This window comes from Glutamicibacter sp. TV12E (assembly GCF_052441935.1).
Classification (GTDB): domain Bacteria; phylum Actinomycetota; class Actinomycetes; order Actinomycetales; family Micrococcaceae; genus Glutamicibacter.
Window position 1 is genome coordinate 2349047 of the sequence record NZ_JBQVVF010000001.1, and the last position, 13026, is coordinate 2362072.

Annotated in this window: 16 protein-coding genes; 10 read left to right on the top strand and 6 right to left on the bottom strand. The window is 56.0% G+C overall.

What is annotated here, in order from left to right:
• Positions 1 to 9: 9 nt before the first annotated feature.
• Positions 10 to 816 (bottom strand): HAD family hydrolase, encoded by an 807-nt coding sequence (locus ACT7DV_RS10975; RefSeq protein ID WP_444662538.1) that lies wholly within the window; start codon positions 814 to 816, stop codon positions 10 to 12.
• A 62-nt stretch (positions 817 to 878) separates the two neighbouring features.
• On the opposite strand from ACT7DV_RS10975, the gene ACT7DV_RS10980 reads away from it, so the two are divergent.
• Positions 879 to 1124: a glutaredoxin family protein gene (locus ACT7DV_RS10980; protein ID WP_444662540.1), complete on the top strand. Its 246-nt coding sequence runs from the start codon at positions 879 to 881 to the stop codon at positions 1122 to 1124.
• A 66-nt stretch (positions 1125 to 1190) separates the two neighbouring features.
• Positions 1191 to 1826, top strand: coding sequence for a redox-sensing transcriptional repressor Rex (locus ACT7DV_RS10985; protein WP_444662542.1), 636 nt, complete (start codon positions 1191 to 1193; stop codon positions 1824 to 1826).
• A gap of 91 nt (positions 1827 to 1917) precedes the next feature.
• On the opposite strand, the gene ACT7DV_RS10990 is transcribed toward ACT7DV_RS10985, so the two are convergent.
• Positions 1918 to 2676 carry a hypothetical protein gene (locus ACT7DV_RS10990; RefSeq protein ID WP_444662543.1) on the bottom strand — a complete coding sequence of 253 codons (759 nt, stop codon included), beginning with the start codon at positions 2674 to 2676 and terminating at the stop codon, positions 1918 to 1920.
• 176 nt (positions 2677 to 2852) lie between these two features.
• On the opposite strand from ACT7DV_RS10990, the gene ACT7DV_RS10995 reads away from it, so the two are divergent.
• From ACT7DV_RS10995 to ccsB, 5 genes are all read left to right on the top strand, one after another.
• Positions 2853 to 3515, top strand: a complete 663-nt coding sequence (locus tag ACT7DV_RS10995) for a histidine phosphatase family protein (protein WP_444662545.1) — start codon at positions 2853 to 2855, stop codon at positions 3513 to 3515.
• Positions 3516 to 3519: 4 nt separating this feature from the next.
• Positions 3520 to 4143, top strand: coding sequence for a TlpA family protein disulfide reductase (locus tag ACT7DV_RS11000; protein WP_444662546.1), 624 nt, complete (start codon positions 3520 to 3522; stop codon positions 4141 to 4143).
• A gap of 8 nt (positions 4144 to 4151) precedes the next feature.
• Positions 4152 to 4907, top strand: a complete 756-nt coding sequence (locus tag ACT7DV_RS11005) for a cytochrome c biogenesis CcdA family protein (protein ID WP_444662548.1) — start codon at positions 4152 to 4154, stop codon at positions 4905 to 4907.
• 95 nt (positions 4908 to 5002) lie between these two features.
• Complete coding sequence (gene resB / locus ACT7DV_RS11010; RefSeq protein ID WP_444662550.1) at positions 5003 to 6535, top strand: cytochrome c biogenesis protein ResB; 1533 nt, start codon at positions 5003 to 5005, stop codon at positions 6533 to 6535.
• Positions 6528 to 7598 (top strand): c-type cytochrome biogenesis protein CcsB, encoded by a 1071-nt coding sequence (gene ccsB / locus ACT7DV_RS11015; protein WP_444662552.1) that lies wholly within the window; start codon positions 6528 to 6530, stop codon positions 7596 to 7598. The genes resB and ccsB overlap by 8 nt, the downstream gene beginning before the upstream one ends.
• A gap of 150 nt (positions 7599 to 7748) precedes the next feature.
• On the opposite strand, the gene ACT7DV_RS11020 is transcribed toward ccsB, so the two are convergent.
• Positions 7749 to 8192 (bottom strand): PLDc N-terminal domain-containing protein, encoded by a 444-nt coding sequence (locus tag ACT7DV_RS11020; protein ID WP_444662554.1) that lies wholly within the window; start codon positions 8190 to 8192, stop codon positions 7749 to 7751.
• Positions 8193 to 8683: 491 nt separating this feature from the next.
• Between ACT7DV_RS11020 and ACT7DV_RS11025 the strand changes: the two genes are divergently transcribed.
• The 3 genes from ACT7DV_RS11025 to ACT7DV_RS11035 all read left to right on the top strand — a co-directional run bounded on the left by ACT7DV_RS11025 (position 8684) and on the right by ACT7DV_RS11035 (position 9690).
• Positions 8684 to 8941, top strand: coding sequence for a DUF6355 family natural product biosynthesis protein (locus tag ACT7DV_RS11025; RefSeq protein ID WP_444664842.1), 258 nt, complete (start codon positions 8684 to 8686; stop codon positions 8939 to 8941).
• Between the two features lie 19 nt (positions 8942 to 8960).
• Positions 8961 to 9275, top strand: coding sequence for a DUF6355 family natural product biosynthesis protein (locus ACT7DV_RS11030; protein ID WP_444664844.1), 315 nt, complete (start codon positions 8961 to 8963; stop codon positions 9273 to 9275).
• A 127-nt stretch (positions 9276 to 9402) separates the two neighbouring features.
• A complete protein-coding gene (locus ACT7DV_RS11035; RefSeq protein ID WP_444662555.1) occupies positions 9403 to 9690 on the top strand; it encodes a DUF4229 domain-containing protein in 288 nt (95 codons plus the stop codon).
• A gap of 142 nt (positions 9691 to 9832) precedes the next feature.
• Here ACT7DV_RS11035 and ACT7DV_RS11040 read toward each other — a convergent pair whose 3' ends face one another.
• From ACT7DV_RS11040 to ACT7DV_RS11050, 3 genes are all read right to left on the bottom strand, one after another.
• Positions 9833 to 10717, bottom strand: coding sequence for a 1,4-dihydroxy-2-naphthoate polyprenyltransferase (locus tag ACT7DV_RS11040; protein WP_444662557.1), 885 nt, complete (start codon positions 10715 to 10717; stop codon positions 9833 to 9835).
• A gap of 76 nt (positions 10718 to 10793) precedes the next feature.
• Positions 10794 to 11921, bottom strand: a complete 1128-nt coding sequence (locus ACT7DV_RS11045) for an AMP-binding protein (protein WP_444662559.1) — start codon at positions 11919 to 11921, stop codon at positions 10794 to 10796.
• A 28-nt stretch (positions 11922 to 11949) separates the two neighbouring features.
• Positions 11950 to 12912 carry a 1,4-dihydroxy-2-naphthoyl-CoA synthase gene (locus tag ACT7DV_RS11050; RefSeq protein ID WP_444662561.1) on the bottom strand — a complete coding sequence of 321 codons (963 nt, stop codon included), beginning with the start codon at positions 12910 to 12912 and terminating at the stop codon, positions 11950 to 11952.
• Between the last annotated feature and the right edge of the window lie 114 nt (positions 12913 to 13026).

Below are 13026 nucleotides of genomic sequence, written 5' to 3' on the forward strand. Positions count from 1 at the left end.
CAAGGCCCGCTACGAGCCGGAACGACGCAGAATTGAGCGCCTGGCAGCCCACAAGGCACCGAGCACGCCAGCGGCGCGCAGACCGAACTTCGCCGCCCGCTGACCGGTGCGGAAGTCATAGACCTGCCAGCCGCGACGCTTGGCATAGGCACGCAACCGGGCATCGGGATTGATGCAGACGGGATGCCCTACAGCTTCCAGCAGTGGCACGTCGTTATAGGAATCCGAGTACGCCCAAGAACGCGACAGCGAGATGCCACGCGCCTTGGCCAAGGACCTGACAGCCTGCGCCTTTTCGGCCGCATGCAAGATCGGGCTAGCCAAAGCTCCGGTATACAAACCATCGCGGCTCTCCACGACGGTGCCCAATGCGCCGGAAAGTTCGAGGCGATCTGCAATGACATTCGCCACTTCCAGGGGAGTAGCGGTGACCAGCCAAACTTCACGGCCGACGCGCAAATGCTGGCGGGCAATCGCCACCGTGCCCGACCACAACTTCGGCTCGATGTATTCGTCATAAATCTCGTTGCCGATTTGTTCAATCTCGGCCACGGGGATGCCTCGAACCATCATCAGCGCCCGGTCACGAATCTGATGGATGTCTCCCAGATGCTCGCCTCGTGCGGCGAAGCGCAATTGCTTCAACGCGAACCAGAGGATCTCACGAAGCTGGAAGAAGCGATGCTCACGGAGCTTGCGGGCCAGCAAATATAGCGAGGCACCACGAACCAAGGTGTTATCCACATCAAAAAATGCGGCAACAGTTCCAGGAGCTTGGGCTTCGGTGCGAGCGGAGGCGTTATCGGTGGAAGGCATTTGATCCAGTTTATTTCATCGTAAAGTTCAAGCGCGGTTACGGCTCGTGAGATTATAGTCAGGTGAGTACATTGCATCAGATTCAGCTGTTGGTTCGTAAAGACTGCCATCTTTGCCACGCGGCACGCGCAACAGTTGCTGAGGTAACGAGCCGCTTGAACATGGAATTTTCTGAACTTGACATTGACGAGCACCCAGAACTTCTGTACAAGCACCATGAGGAAGTACCGGTGTTATTTATCGATGGGCAGGTCAAAGACTTCTGGACTATTGACCCGCAACGGCTAGAACGTCTGCTCAGCAACTAGCCGCGGTGGCAAAGCTGACTACGCATCGTGCTCGATTAGCCCATTGGAAAGTGCAGGAGTACAAAGATGTCTGAGCTTGAAGCTCGTGTCCTGCCTGAAGCCACGTTGGCGCGACTCACACAGTATTTACGGGCACTGAATGCGCTGGAAGCCCAAGGTCTGGAACGAACCAGCTCCGGGGTGCTGGCCAAGGAAGCGGGCGTGAACCCTTCGATCCTGCGCAAAGACCTTTCCTGGCTTGGATCTTACGGTACTCGTGGCGTCGGCTACGTCGTACGCGAGCTGGCAGAACACATCAGCAGGACCCTTGGGCTGAACCAGGATTGGAAAGTCGCCATTGTTGGCGCCGGTAACCTTGGCCGCGCCTTGAGCGGGTATGCAGGATTCACTTCGCGAGGTTTCAACGTCAAGGCCATTTTTGATGTTGACCCTGCACTCATTGGTGAGCCAGTCGGTGAGCTGCGGGTGGAATCCGTTAGCGACCTTGCATCAGTCATAGACCGTGAAGAAATCAACATCGTGGTTCTCGCAGTGCCCGGCGACGCTGCCCAAGACCTGGTCTATGCGCTTGCTGAATTATCGGTGCGATCGGTACTTTCATTTGCGCCGAAGCCATTGAAAGTTCCAGCCGGCATGAACCTGCGCAGGGTCGACCTTTCTACGGAACTCCAGATTTTGGCCTACTTGGCGGTCCAAGGCTAGGACCGCGGCGGTACGCAAAAAGCGGTGCCATTTCGTCAAAGCTGACGAAATGGCACCGCTTGCTGCTTAACGGCTCGGGCTGAGCTTCCGTTTACCGGTAGCCTGCTCGACGCGCCATGCGGCGCTGCGCGATGTATTCCGATGAAGGACGCAACCACGCGAAGACCACGCCAGCGATGCCGAGGAGGATGCCGATAATGTACACGGCGTTCAAGGCCCCGGCCTGGCTATCGGCAAACATGCTGATCATTGGCACGGACGTGAACAGGCCCAACAAGGACAAGGCTGCCAAGATGGTGGCGATGATGCGCATGGCGCCAACACCACGGCCAACAAAGAATCCGACGAGGAAGTACAAAATCACCGAAATGACCGCACCCACCAGGGCAAAGCTGGTCATCATGGTGTTGGCCTGGGAAATGAACGCTTCTGGGCTGCTCATCATCTGCTGCAAGGTGGGATCCTGGGCCATCTCAGGAGTCGACTGCATCTGGGTCTGCAATTCTTGCTCAACCATCGACCACTGGGAAGAAACCATGTTGCCAAACATGTTGGAGGTGGAAATCATCCAGCTGGAAATTGCCCCGACGATGCCTGAGAGCAGAATTAGCAGGAATGAAATCTGCAGGGTCTTCGGCCGCTCAGCTGGTGGCTGCACGGCGGCATAGCCGCCCTGGTCCGGGTATTGGTTGAAACCAGGTGCCACGGGGGACTGGCCGTAGGGGTTCTGCCCGTACTGCGGCTGCGGTTGCGTGTAGGGGTTTTCGCCATATGGGTTCGGATTCGGGCTCTGAGCCCCAGATTCCGGGTTGTATGGTTGGCCCGGTTGATTCGGATCGTAGTTGCTCATGGTTCATCGTCCTTTTGTTCGTCTTGCCTTTATACCCAAGCCTAGTGGGACAACTTTGTGAGCGAGCCCTCCGAAAGGATGGTTTTTCCATATGGGAATCCCATGCATGCGCTGTGAATAGTTGACGGTGGACACAATATGTCTATTTCGAACTGAATTTTTGAGACACTGGAAGCATGCCTTTATCGACCGTCCATTTGTTGCGCCACGGGGAAGTTTTCAACCCTGACCGTATTCTCTACGGACGGATCCCCGGTTTCGGGCTTTCGGATCTCGGTTTCAAGATGGCTGATGCTGCTGGCGAATTCTTCGCGCAGCGCCAAGCCGACGGGGCCAATGTGGTCCGGCTTGTAGCCTCACCGCTGATCCGTGCGCAGCAGACCGCTGCACCGACAAGCCGTGCCCTGGACCTTCCGATTCATACTGAAGATCGTGTCATCGAAGCGGGCAATAAGCTCCAGGGCCTGTCCAAGGTCGCAGACCACCTCCGCCAGCCGAAGTACTGGCCGCTGCTGGTCAACCCGCTGAAGCCTTCATGGGGCGAGCCTTATGCGGAGCAGGTGCAGCGCATGCGCGAAGCCATGGATGACCACCGTCGGGCGGCTGTTGCCGAACACGGCGAAGGCGCCGAGATCATTATCGTCAGCCACCAGCTGCCTATCTGGGTAACCCGCCGCGAAGCTGAGAAGAAGCCCCTGTGGCATGACCCTCGCCAGCGGGAATGCACCCTGGCATCCATCACCAGCTTTGATTTTGAAGGGGACGAATTAGTCTCCGTGCGATACACCGAACCATGCCCCGAGCTGTTGGCCGGTGCCGCAAATATCCCGGGAGCCTAAGGAAATGACTGATCCTGTGCCTAATCCTCGCAATCTGAGCCGTCGCACGATGTTGCGTTCGCTGATGGTAGCTGCCGCCATTGTTCCCTTGGCGGCTTGCAGCGGCAAGGAGGATTCCTTGACCGCCCAAGCCAATAGCGGTGATGGGAAAAACTACATCGCTGGCGACGGAGCCGTACAGGAATACGAAGTTTCCCAACGCAGCGAACCCGTGGAAATCAAGTCAAAGACCTACCACGGCACCGACGTTGATTTCAGCCAGTGGCAGGGCAAGCCAGTGGTGATGAACTTCTGGTACGCCGCCTGCGCACCATGCCGCATCGAGGCACCAGACTTGAAAAAGCTCGCCAATAACTTTGGCGACAAGGTTGAATTCATCGGTATTAACGTTCGTGATGAAGCTGAAGCCGCGAAGGCGTTTGAGCGTACCTTTGACCTTCCATACGAATCCATTCAGGACACCAACGGTGACGTGCAGCTGGCGATGACCAAGTACGTGCCGCTCCAGGCTGTGCCTTCCACCCTGGTCCTGGACCGCAAGGGGCGTGTTCGCGCTCGCGTCATCGGCGCAGTGGAGCCAAGCACCTTGAAGTCGCTGATCGACACCGCCTTGACTGAAGAGTTGTGATCTCGGCGGTGACCTCTAATCCATTTGCTGACATCGTCTTAGACGGGTCGTTACTACTTGCCGCGCCCGTGGCCTTGTTGGCGGGATTGGTTTCTTTCCTCTCTCCCTGCGTACTGCCCTTGGTTCCGGGCTACCTCGGCTACGTCACCGGCTTGACCGGTGCTGATCTCAAAGAACACCGCCGTGGTCGAGTAGTTCTGGGAGTCTTGCTCTTTGTTTTGGGATTCTCGGTGGTCTTCATCGCAGCCGGTGTTCTCTTTAGCCAAGCCACCGCGTGGCTGAGGTTTAACGGTTCATGGGTCACCCAGGTGTTGGGACTCGTTGTGGTGTTCATGGGTATCGTCTTCATGGGTGGATTCTCCTGGATGCAACGAGACCGAAAGATCCACAAGAAACCACCTGCGGGCCTATGGGGCGCACCGGTCCTCGGACTGACCTTCGGGCTGGGATGGGCTCCTTGCATTGGGCCAACCCTGAGTGCCGTGCTGATCATGTCCACCGGGACTGACGCTAACGTCGCTCGCGGCACCCTACTGACGGTGTTCTATTGCCTCGGGTTGGGCTTGCCCTTCATCCTGATTGCGCTGGGATTGCAACGAGGAATGCAGGCTCTGGCGTTCTTCCGAAAGCATCAAGTTTTCATCATGCGTTTTGGCGGCGCTCTGCTCATCGTCCTTGGCCTGGTCATGATGACCGGCCTATGGGGTACGTGGGTTTCAGAACTGCAAAACTGGTTTGCCAATGAAGTGAGGTTGCCAATTTAATGGCGAAACAACAACGGAAACTCAAAGGATCTCAAGACGCCCCGGCGCTGGGATTCGTAGGGTTTATGCGATGGATCTGGACTCAGCTGACGTCCATGCCAACGGCATTGTTCTTGCTGCTGTTGCTGGCAGTGGCCGCCGTGCCAGGCTCGATTTTCCCGCAGCGCGCATCAAATCCAGAGACGGTGGTGCAATATCTGGATCAGCATCCTGTTGCCGGCCCATGGCTTGACCGCTTCCAAATGTTCGAGGTGTATTCCTCCGTTTGGTTCTCCGCGATCTACATCCTGCTCTTTGTTTCGCTGGTCGGTTGCATCATTCCTCGTGTGAAGAAGCACGCCAAGGCATTGCGCACCCCTCCACCGCGTACCCCGGTTCGACTCGATCGCCTGCCGCAGTATGCGTCGCATGAAATTCTGGAAGGCGAATCAGACACTCCCGATGACGACCAAGTCATTGAAGACTCGTTCAAGATTCTGAAAAAACGCGGCTACCGGGTGGAACGACGCAAGGACGCGGGCGGCCGCTCGGTCTCGGCAGAGCGTGGCTACACCCGCGAAGTTGGCAACCTGCTCTTCCACATCTCCTTGATCGGCGTTCTCGTTTCTGCCGCCGTCGGCGGGGCCTTCGGCTACACCGGACAGCGCGTGCTAGTTGAGGGGGAGACCTTCGTCAATTCGCTGGTCGCCTACGATTCGTTCACACCCGGTACCGCATTTGACGTAGAAAAATTACCGCCGTTTTCAGTGAAGCTGGACAAATTCGACATTATTTTTGACCGTGAATCCGAGTCGCACTTCGGCCAGCCGCTGGACTTCACAGCACACGTCCAAGTACGCCAGAACGCTGATGCTGAACCAGTGAAAGAAGACCTAAAGGTCAATCACCCCCTTCGTATCAGCGGCGGCGATGTCTACCTGGTCGGCAACGGATACGCCCCGGTGATCACGGTGCGCGATGGCAATGGGAACGTCTCCTATTCAGGGCCGGCCGTATCGGTCCCGCAGGACTCCGTGTACACCTCGATGTTCGTCTTGAAGGTCCCCGACGCAGTCCCAGACCAGCTAGGTTTCCAGGGGTTCCTGCTTCCAACCGCGCTGGTTGATGAGAATGGCTTCGGCATTTCCGGTGACCCCAACGCCATTAACCCGCAGCTTCACCTGAACTCGTTCTACGGGAATCTGGGGTTGGATAACGGAAATCCGCAGAACGTCTTCGTACTGGATACCGAGAAGATGAACAAGCTCAACAGCCGCGAGCTCGACGCCGGTGGCATCATCCTCGAAGCCGGACAGACTTATCAGCTTCCCGACGGCAAGGGCAGCATCAGCTTTGATGACCTCAAACGCTATGTTGCACTCGACGTGAACTACGATCCGGGAAAGCTTCCCATTGGTATCTTCGCAGCGCTGGCCCTGCTCGGCTTGGGAGTTTCATTGTTCACTCCACGTCGCCGAGTCTGGATCAAGCTGACGCACGAGGACGGCAAGCGTAATATCGAATACGCATTGTTGGCTCGTGGCGAGGATCCGCGACTAGAGCGCGAAGCAGCAGAACTACAGAAGATTTTTGACAAGGCTTGGCCATTGGCAAGCCAAGAGCAAAACCAAGGAGCAGTAAATGGATAACGCTGGGGCATTAGCACCAATTAATGAATCGCTGGGTGAATACAGCCAGTTGTTCATGCTGCTGGCAGCCATGGTCTACGGGGTTGTCTTTATCATTTTCGCGCTGGACTTGGCCAAGACCAACAAGTCCATCACCGAAATGGATTCTGCAGCACTTAAGCGCGATGCAGAAATGCTAGTTGGCGCCGCCGGCGCCGGCGCCGTGGCCGGAAGCGGACGCAAGCGTCGCGGTGAGAGCGAACGTGCGGACAACATCAGCGACGACATTGTCACCGACAAGATGAACTACACCGAGTTCTCGTCGAAGCGTCCCATGGCTCGTATCGCCGTCGTGCTGATGTGGCTGGCAGTCGCCTTGCACGGATTCGCCGTGGTCTCCCGCGCGTTGGCGGCCCACCGTGTTCCGTGGGGCAACATGTACGAATTCATGACCACCGGTGCATTTGTTGTCGCGCTCGTTTATTTGGTGGCGCTGATCTTCAAAGATCTGCGTTTCATGGGAACATTCATCTCTGGTCTTGTAACACTCATGCTCTGCGCGGCCACCATTGGATTCCCAACCCCGGTCGGCCATCTGGTCCCCGCGCTGCAGTCGCCATGGATTGTTATTCACGTGTCCATCGCCGTGCTGGCTTCCTCGCTATTTGCAATTAGCTTCGCGATGAACGTTCTTCAGCTTCTGCAGCACTCCCGTATGAAACGTCTGGCTGCGGGACAGAGCGACAACCTGCCGTTCATGCGTGTCGTTCCAGGTGCTGGGGCACTAGAGAACTTTGCTTATAGGATTAATACAATTGGGTTTGTGACTTGGACTTTCACAGTTATTGCTGGAGCGATTTGGGCTGAGGCTGCTTGGAGTCGTTATTGGGGTTGGGACCCGAAGGAAGTATGGTCCTTCGTGATCTGGGTTGTCTATGCAGGCTACTTGCATGCACGAGCTACCGGCGGCTGGACTGGCCCGCGTTCCGCTTGGTTGTCGATTGTCGGCTTCCTGTGCGTGATCTTCAACTTCACCATCGTGAACATCTTCTTCGATGGTCTGCACTCCTACGCAGGTGTCTAAGCCGTAGAACCCAGTGCATAAGCAATGAGCGATACCCTTGTTGGGGTATCGCTCATTGCTTTAAGTAGGGTTGGCATCCAGTCTATCGACAGATGCAGGGCTGTGGACTGAGTCGGAGAGGCCAGGCTGAGCCGTGAAGCCGGGGAGAACCTAGGCCTTGGCGTCGGGAGTGTCGCTGTCGGTGTCTTCCGGCTTGTGGGAGTTTTCATCTGAGCCTGTCGGCTCGGAAGTCTCTGATTTCGGGGAAAAATCTTTATTCTTTTGATGCTTGGCTTGGGACTCGAATTTTTGCTGACGGGCTTTTGCTTCGGCATCCCGTTGTTGCTGGCGGCGCCAGACCTCCAGTTGTCTAAGGAAATCCTCGTCGTCATCCGGCGCAGTCTGATGCGTTGCTTGTTGATTGCTCTCATTCGCGGGCCGACCCAAAAGAAACCACAAAATAGCGCCGACAAGTGGCAGGACGATGATCACCACGACCCATGCCTGCTTCGGCAGGGAACGTACGCGATGCTTCGGCGCACGGCTGCATTCGATCAACGTGTAAATCATCAAAGCGATCGAAACTACAGATGCGAATATGAGAAAGCGGACCATGCCATCAAGTCTAGGCCTCGTGTGCGCCTTACTGAAATATCTGTCGGATCGATACTAGCGCGGTCGAGCTAGCCGGTCCTTACGCTGCCAATTGAAAATTGAATGACACGCGGGGAGATCAAACGGCTTGACCGATCTTGAACAGGGTGTGCATGTTGGAAAGTCCTCGACGATGGTTTGAGACGTCTTTTATGCACCACATTGGTGCAACGCCTTCGTGCTGAACGCAGAACCTTATTGCATCGATACCCCAAGATTCAAGAATGTTTCGACTAATACGCTTAGACCTCGCCACTTTTAATAAATCTATCGATTTAGTGATAGCTTTTGAGCGTCGGCCTGCTCAGTGCTAGTGCCGACTTGTATGGAAAAATAAAGAGTGGGGAAAGATGTCGGTTAGTAGGAAATTGGCCTCTACGGCTTTAGCGGTGGCTCTATCATTGGGTGGGCTCGTCGCGGTTTCGCTGAGCGCAGCGGCACCAGCTAACGCAATGGTTTGCGGTTATTCAAATGAATTGCGAACATTTGATTCTCTGACTTCTATTGGAGTGAAAATTGCTTCGGTGGATCCTTTCGGCGGTGCTAAGCGAGTCGCCATTTATGGACATTGTGGCAATACAAATGTTCGCATCCAGATGGAGACTGGCAAGGGGCTCCAGACGGTTTGTGTCTCTCCGGGGAGCTCTTACTTAGGAATGGTCCACTCGGGTAGAAAAGTGACAAACGCGTGGTACATCGGAAACTGTTAGGGTAGATATGAAAAAAATTATGCGCGGAACGGGGTTGCTGGTTACGGGATTGTTTCTCGCCGCCGGAAGTACTCTAGCCTTGTCAGCACAACCTTCCAATGCAGCGGTATGCGGATTCTTGGGAGAGGGAACTTCTGGACTCGGAGGCGGAAGTGACGACAAGGACCTTCAAAAGGGTACATACATGCATTGTGCGAAAAAGGGTAACGTCAAAATTCATGTTGACTACCATTATGGCTACAAAGAAATGTGCGTGACTCCAGGTGAAACGACTCTCTGGGCGGACTATGCATTGGGAGCGCTTAAAAATGCGTACTATGTAGGTTCATGCTGAGACCCGCATTTCCAATTTAGTAGGGGTAGTGAGCGTCTAGCAGGAAACATGTTCATATCGAAGAGATTCGTAGGAATCACTTATTATCCAAACTTGGTATGGCAGCTTCATCTGTAGACTTGAAGCTATGCAGTTTCTGAAATATACAGCTCTTCGTCTGGGCATTTTCTGTGCGGTATTCCTAGGTCTGTGGCTTGGTCTGAACTGGCCAATCTTCATCGCCGGAATCATTGGCCTGATTTTTGCCTTCGCCATCGCCTACCTGTTCTTTAACACTCTTCGGCTCAAGGCGAACGAAGACGTGCGTAAGGCCTTCAACAAGACCTCAGCGAATAAGACCAACAAACAGTTGGCGGAGGAAGCCATCGAAGACGAATTTGATGAGGCTCAGCGCAAGCCCCAGCCACCTGCCTAAAAGACGATGCGGGCGCCTTTGACGGAACAGTAGTACACCCACCAGCTTTGGCGCACAATGAAAAAGCCTTGGCCTGTCAGTACCAAATTAGTGGACTGACGAGCCAAGGCTTATTTCTTTGTTCGGTGAGACCCGAAACGACTTAGAAGTACACGGTGAGGACAATCGCTAAAGCAAAGAGAATTGCATAGACCATGTTCAGCATGCCTGTTTGCTTCAGCACCTGAACTAGCTTGGGAAGTTCATGCTCACGCAGCATTAATACAGACGGAGCGATCGCTGGGATGAAGGTAATCAAAATCAGCCACAGCCACGGGAAAGTACCGGTGGAGAGCAACGGTAGCAAGATGGCTACCGCGAGCATCAGGACGTAGCTCAGGCGTGCATTGCTTTCGCCAAGACGTACCGCAAGAGTAATTTTCCCAACCTCTTTATCGGTGGGAATATCACGGACGTTATTGGCCATGAGCAGTGCGCAGCCAATCAATCCCGTGCCGATTGCACCCCACAGCGAGGTCAGGGTCAGTTCGTTGATCTGCGTGAACGTCGTACCCAAGGTCGCGACCAAGCCGAAGAAGATGAAGACGTAAATATCTCCCAGTCCACGGTAGCCGTAGGGATTTTTGCCACCGGTGTAGCCCCACGCGGCAAAGATCGCGGCAACACCGACAAGCAGCAACGGCCATGACGACGAGACGACGACAAGAATCAATCCGCAGATTGCAGCCAGGCCAAAGCAGCCGAAGGCAACATTGCGCACATTTTTCGGATCGGTGAGCTTGGAACCGGTGAGACGCAACGGGCCAACCCGGTCATCATCAGTGCCTCGGATGCCGTCGGAATAGTCGTTGGAGTAGTTCACGCCAACTTGCAGCAACAAGCCAACCAGCAAAGCCAGGACAAACCGGAACCAATGAATGGTTCCGGTTTCGCCCAGTGCAGCCGCAGTGCCGATGACAACTGGGGCAATGACGATAGGCAAGGTGCGCAGACGTGCACCGGAAACCCATTGGGAAAGCGTGGCCACTTTCAGTCCTTTCAGGGCAAGAGAAAAACTCGTACCCTCTAGTTTCCCGCGATCATGCGGGTATGGCGAATCGAGGCTAGTCCCGAACTGCCAATTCATCAATGATCAAGCGACGGTTGAACTTGCCGTTGGGCAGCAATGGCAGGCCCTGCGGGTAGTGGCGCACATGCTTTGGAACTGCTTCCTTGCCTAGCGTACGGCGTACCGCGTCAAAGGCTTCATCGGTCTTGGTGGGGCCAGAGTAGGCTAGGCCAACGCTTTGGCCCCACTGCGAATCCGGCACCGAAACAACCAAGGTCTGGGTGAAGAATTCCTCCAGCAAACCCTCGATTTTTGATGCTGAAAGCTTGATTCCTCCGGTGTTGATCACGTCGTCAACGCGGCCGACAATGCTCAGCCGTTGCCCCTGGACATTGCCCAAATCATCGGTAACGTACCAGCGGCGGCCATCGCGCTCGACAAAGTGTTCTGCCGTGGCCTCAGGAGCATTGGCATAGCCATCGGCCAGCATCGGGCCAGAAACCCAGATGCGGGAATCATGCTCGGCCAGCTGAACTCCGGGAAGAGCTGTGCCGTTATAGACCAGTCCGCCCGAGGTTTCCGAGGAACCATAAGTCTGGAAGATCTTCAGCCCGTGGTGACGGGAACGCACCAGCAAGTCCTTGCTGGCTCGCGCCCCGCCCAGCAAGATGGCATCAAAACGCTTGAGCGCCTGCAAGGTGGCAGGGGCCGGATTATCAAGCAATCGCGCCAGCTGGGTAGGCACCAGGGAGGTGAGCCGATGAGTTTCCACCATCTGGCCGGCGGCCTGTGTGAACGCGGTAGCCGAAAAGCTGCCATCCAAGTCCATGATCACCGGTTTGGTGCCAGCGAAGAGGGACCTGGTCAGCACGCTGAGCCCAGCGACATAGTGCACCGGTAAGGCCAACAGCCATTGGCCTTCGAAACCGAGATATTCGGCGGTCGCCTGGGCGCTGGAAGCCAGGGCTTCCACGCTGAGTACCGTGCGCTTGGCCCGCCCGGTTGATCCAGAAGTGCGCACCACGGCCATGGGCTGCTCGAATCCTGGCAGATCTTCTGCCCCGAGATACTCGATGCGCCAGCCAGCGCTGCTGGTGTCATCGGCGATGACCTCGACCGCAGGACCATTGTCATTGGCAGCGCCAGCCAAGGCCGTGAGCAGTTCCTGATGCAGTGCGTCCATGTAGTAGTCCTTTTGCCGGTGCCGCCGCTTAGAAGTAGTAGGGGTAATCGGACCAGTCAGGGTCGCGCTTGCCCAAGAACGCGTCGCGTCCTTCCACTGCTTCATCGGTCATGTAGGCCATGCGGGTGGCTTCGCCGGCGAAGACCTGCTGGCCGGCCAGGCCATCATCGGCCAGGTTGAAGGCGAACTTGAGCATGCGAATGGCCTGCGGGGACTGCTTGGCAATGTCTGCCGCGTATTCCAGGGCCACTTCTTCCAGGCGCTCATGTTCTACGGATTCGTTGACCGCACCCATGCGAACCATGTCGTCTGCGGAGTATTCGCGGGCGAGGAAGAAAATTTCGCGCGCAGTCTTCTGCCCAACCTGGCGGGCGAGCAAGGCCGAACCATACCCGGCATCGAAGGAACCAACGGTGGCATCAGTCTGCTTGAACTTGCCGTTTTCCTTCGAAGCGATGGTCAGGTCCGACACGACGTGCAGCGAGTGCCCGCCACCGGCAGCCCAGCCGTTGATAACGCAGAGGACGACCTTTGGCATGGTGCGCATCAACCGCTGCACCTCAAGAATATGCAGTCGTCCGGCGCGGGCGGGGTCGATGGATTCGCGGGTCTCGCCCTCTGCATAGCGGTAGCCGTCGCGGCCGCGGATGCGCTGGTCTCCGCCGGAGCAGAAGGCATGGCCGCCATCCTTGGGCGAAGGGCCGTTGCCGGTGAGCAGGATCGTGGCGACATTGCTGGTCATGCGTGCGTGATCCATGGCGCGGTAGAGCTCGTCCACCGTGTGCGGCCGGAAAGCGTTGCGCACCTCGGGGCGATCAAAGGCGATGCGCACCGTTGGCAGATCGCGCACGATGTTGCCCAGTTCATCGCGTTCCACCTGGCGATGGTAGGTGATGTCGGTGAAGTCGAATCCCTCAATCACTCGCCAACGCGTGGGATCGAATACGTCGGAAACCTTCTGGGGCAATGCGGAATTATTCTGGCTACTCACCCTATGAATGCTAGTCGGTTTCCGTCCGATCTCTAAGAATCTGGAAATTGCTGGGGCCGATGACTTTATTATTGAACGAATGGTCGGTAAGTTTAGGTGTTGAGGATCACTGAA

What these genes read in the sequence shown, in the direction of transcription:
- ACT7DV_RS10975 (WP_444662538.1), bottom strand. Translation starts at nt 816, where the DNA reads ATGCCTTCCACCGATAACGCCTCCGCTCGCACCGAAGCCCAAGCTCCT.
- ACT7DV_RS10985 (WP_444662542.1), top strand. Translation starts at nt 1,191, where the DNA reads ATGTCTGAGCTTGAAGCTCGTGTCCTGCCTGAAGCCACGTTGGCGCGA.
- ACT7DV_RS10990 (WP_444662543.1), bottom strand. Translation starts at nt 2,676, where the DNA reads ATGAGCAACTACGATCCGAATCAACCGGGCCAACCATACAACCCGGAA.
- ACT7DV_RS10995 (WP_444662545.1), top strand. Translation starts at nt 2,853, where the DNA reads ATGCCTTTATCGACCGTCCATTTGTTGCGCCACGGGGAAGTTTTCAAC.
- ACT7DV_RS11000 (WP_444662546.1), top strand. Translation starts at nt 3,520, where the DNA reads ATGACTGATCCTGTGCCTAATCCTCGCAATCTGAGCCGTCGCACGATG.
- resB (WP_444662550.1), top strand. Translation starts at nt 5,003, where the DNA reads ATGCCAACGGCATTGTTCTTGCTGCTGTTGCTGGCAGTGGCCGCCGTG.
- ccsB (WP_444662552.1), top strand. Translation starts at nt 6,528, where the DNA reads ATGGATAACGCTGGGGCATTAGCACCAATTAATGAATCGCTGGGTGAA.
- ACT7DV_RS11020 (WP_444662554.1), bottom strand. Translation starts at nt 8,192, where the DNA reads ATGGTCCGCTTTCTCATATTCGCATCTGTAGTTTCGATCGCTTTGATG.
- ACT7DV_RS11025 (WP_444664842.1), top strand. Translation starts at nt 8,684, where the DNA reads ATGGTTTGCGGTTATTCAAATGAATTGCGAACATTTGATTCTCTGACT.
- ACT7DV_RS11030 (WP_444664844.1), top strand. Translation starts at nt 8,961, where the DNA reads ATGCGCGGAACGGGGTTGCTGGTTACGGGATTGTTTCTCGCCGCCGGA.
- ACT7DV_RS11035 (WP_444662555.1), top strand. Translation starts at nt 9,403, where the DNA reads ATGCAGTTTCTGAAATATACAGCTCTTCGTCTGGGCATTTTCTGTGCG.
- ACT7DV_RS11045 (WP_444662559.1), bottom strand. Translation starts at nt 11,921, where the DNA reads ATGGACGCACTGCATCAGGAACTGCTCACGGCCTTGGCTGGCGCTGCC.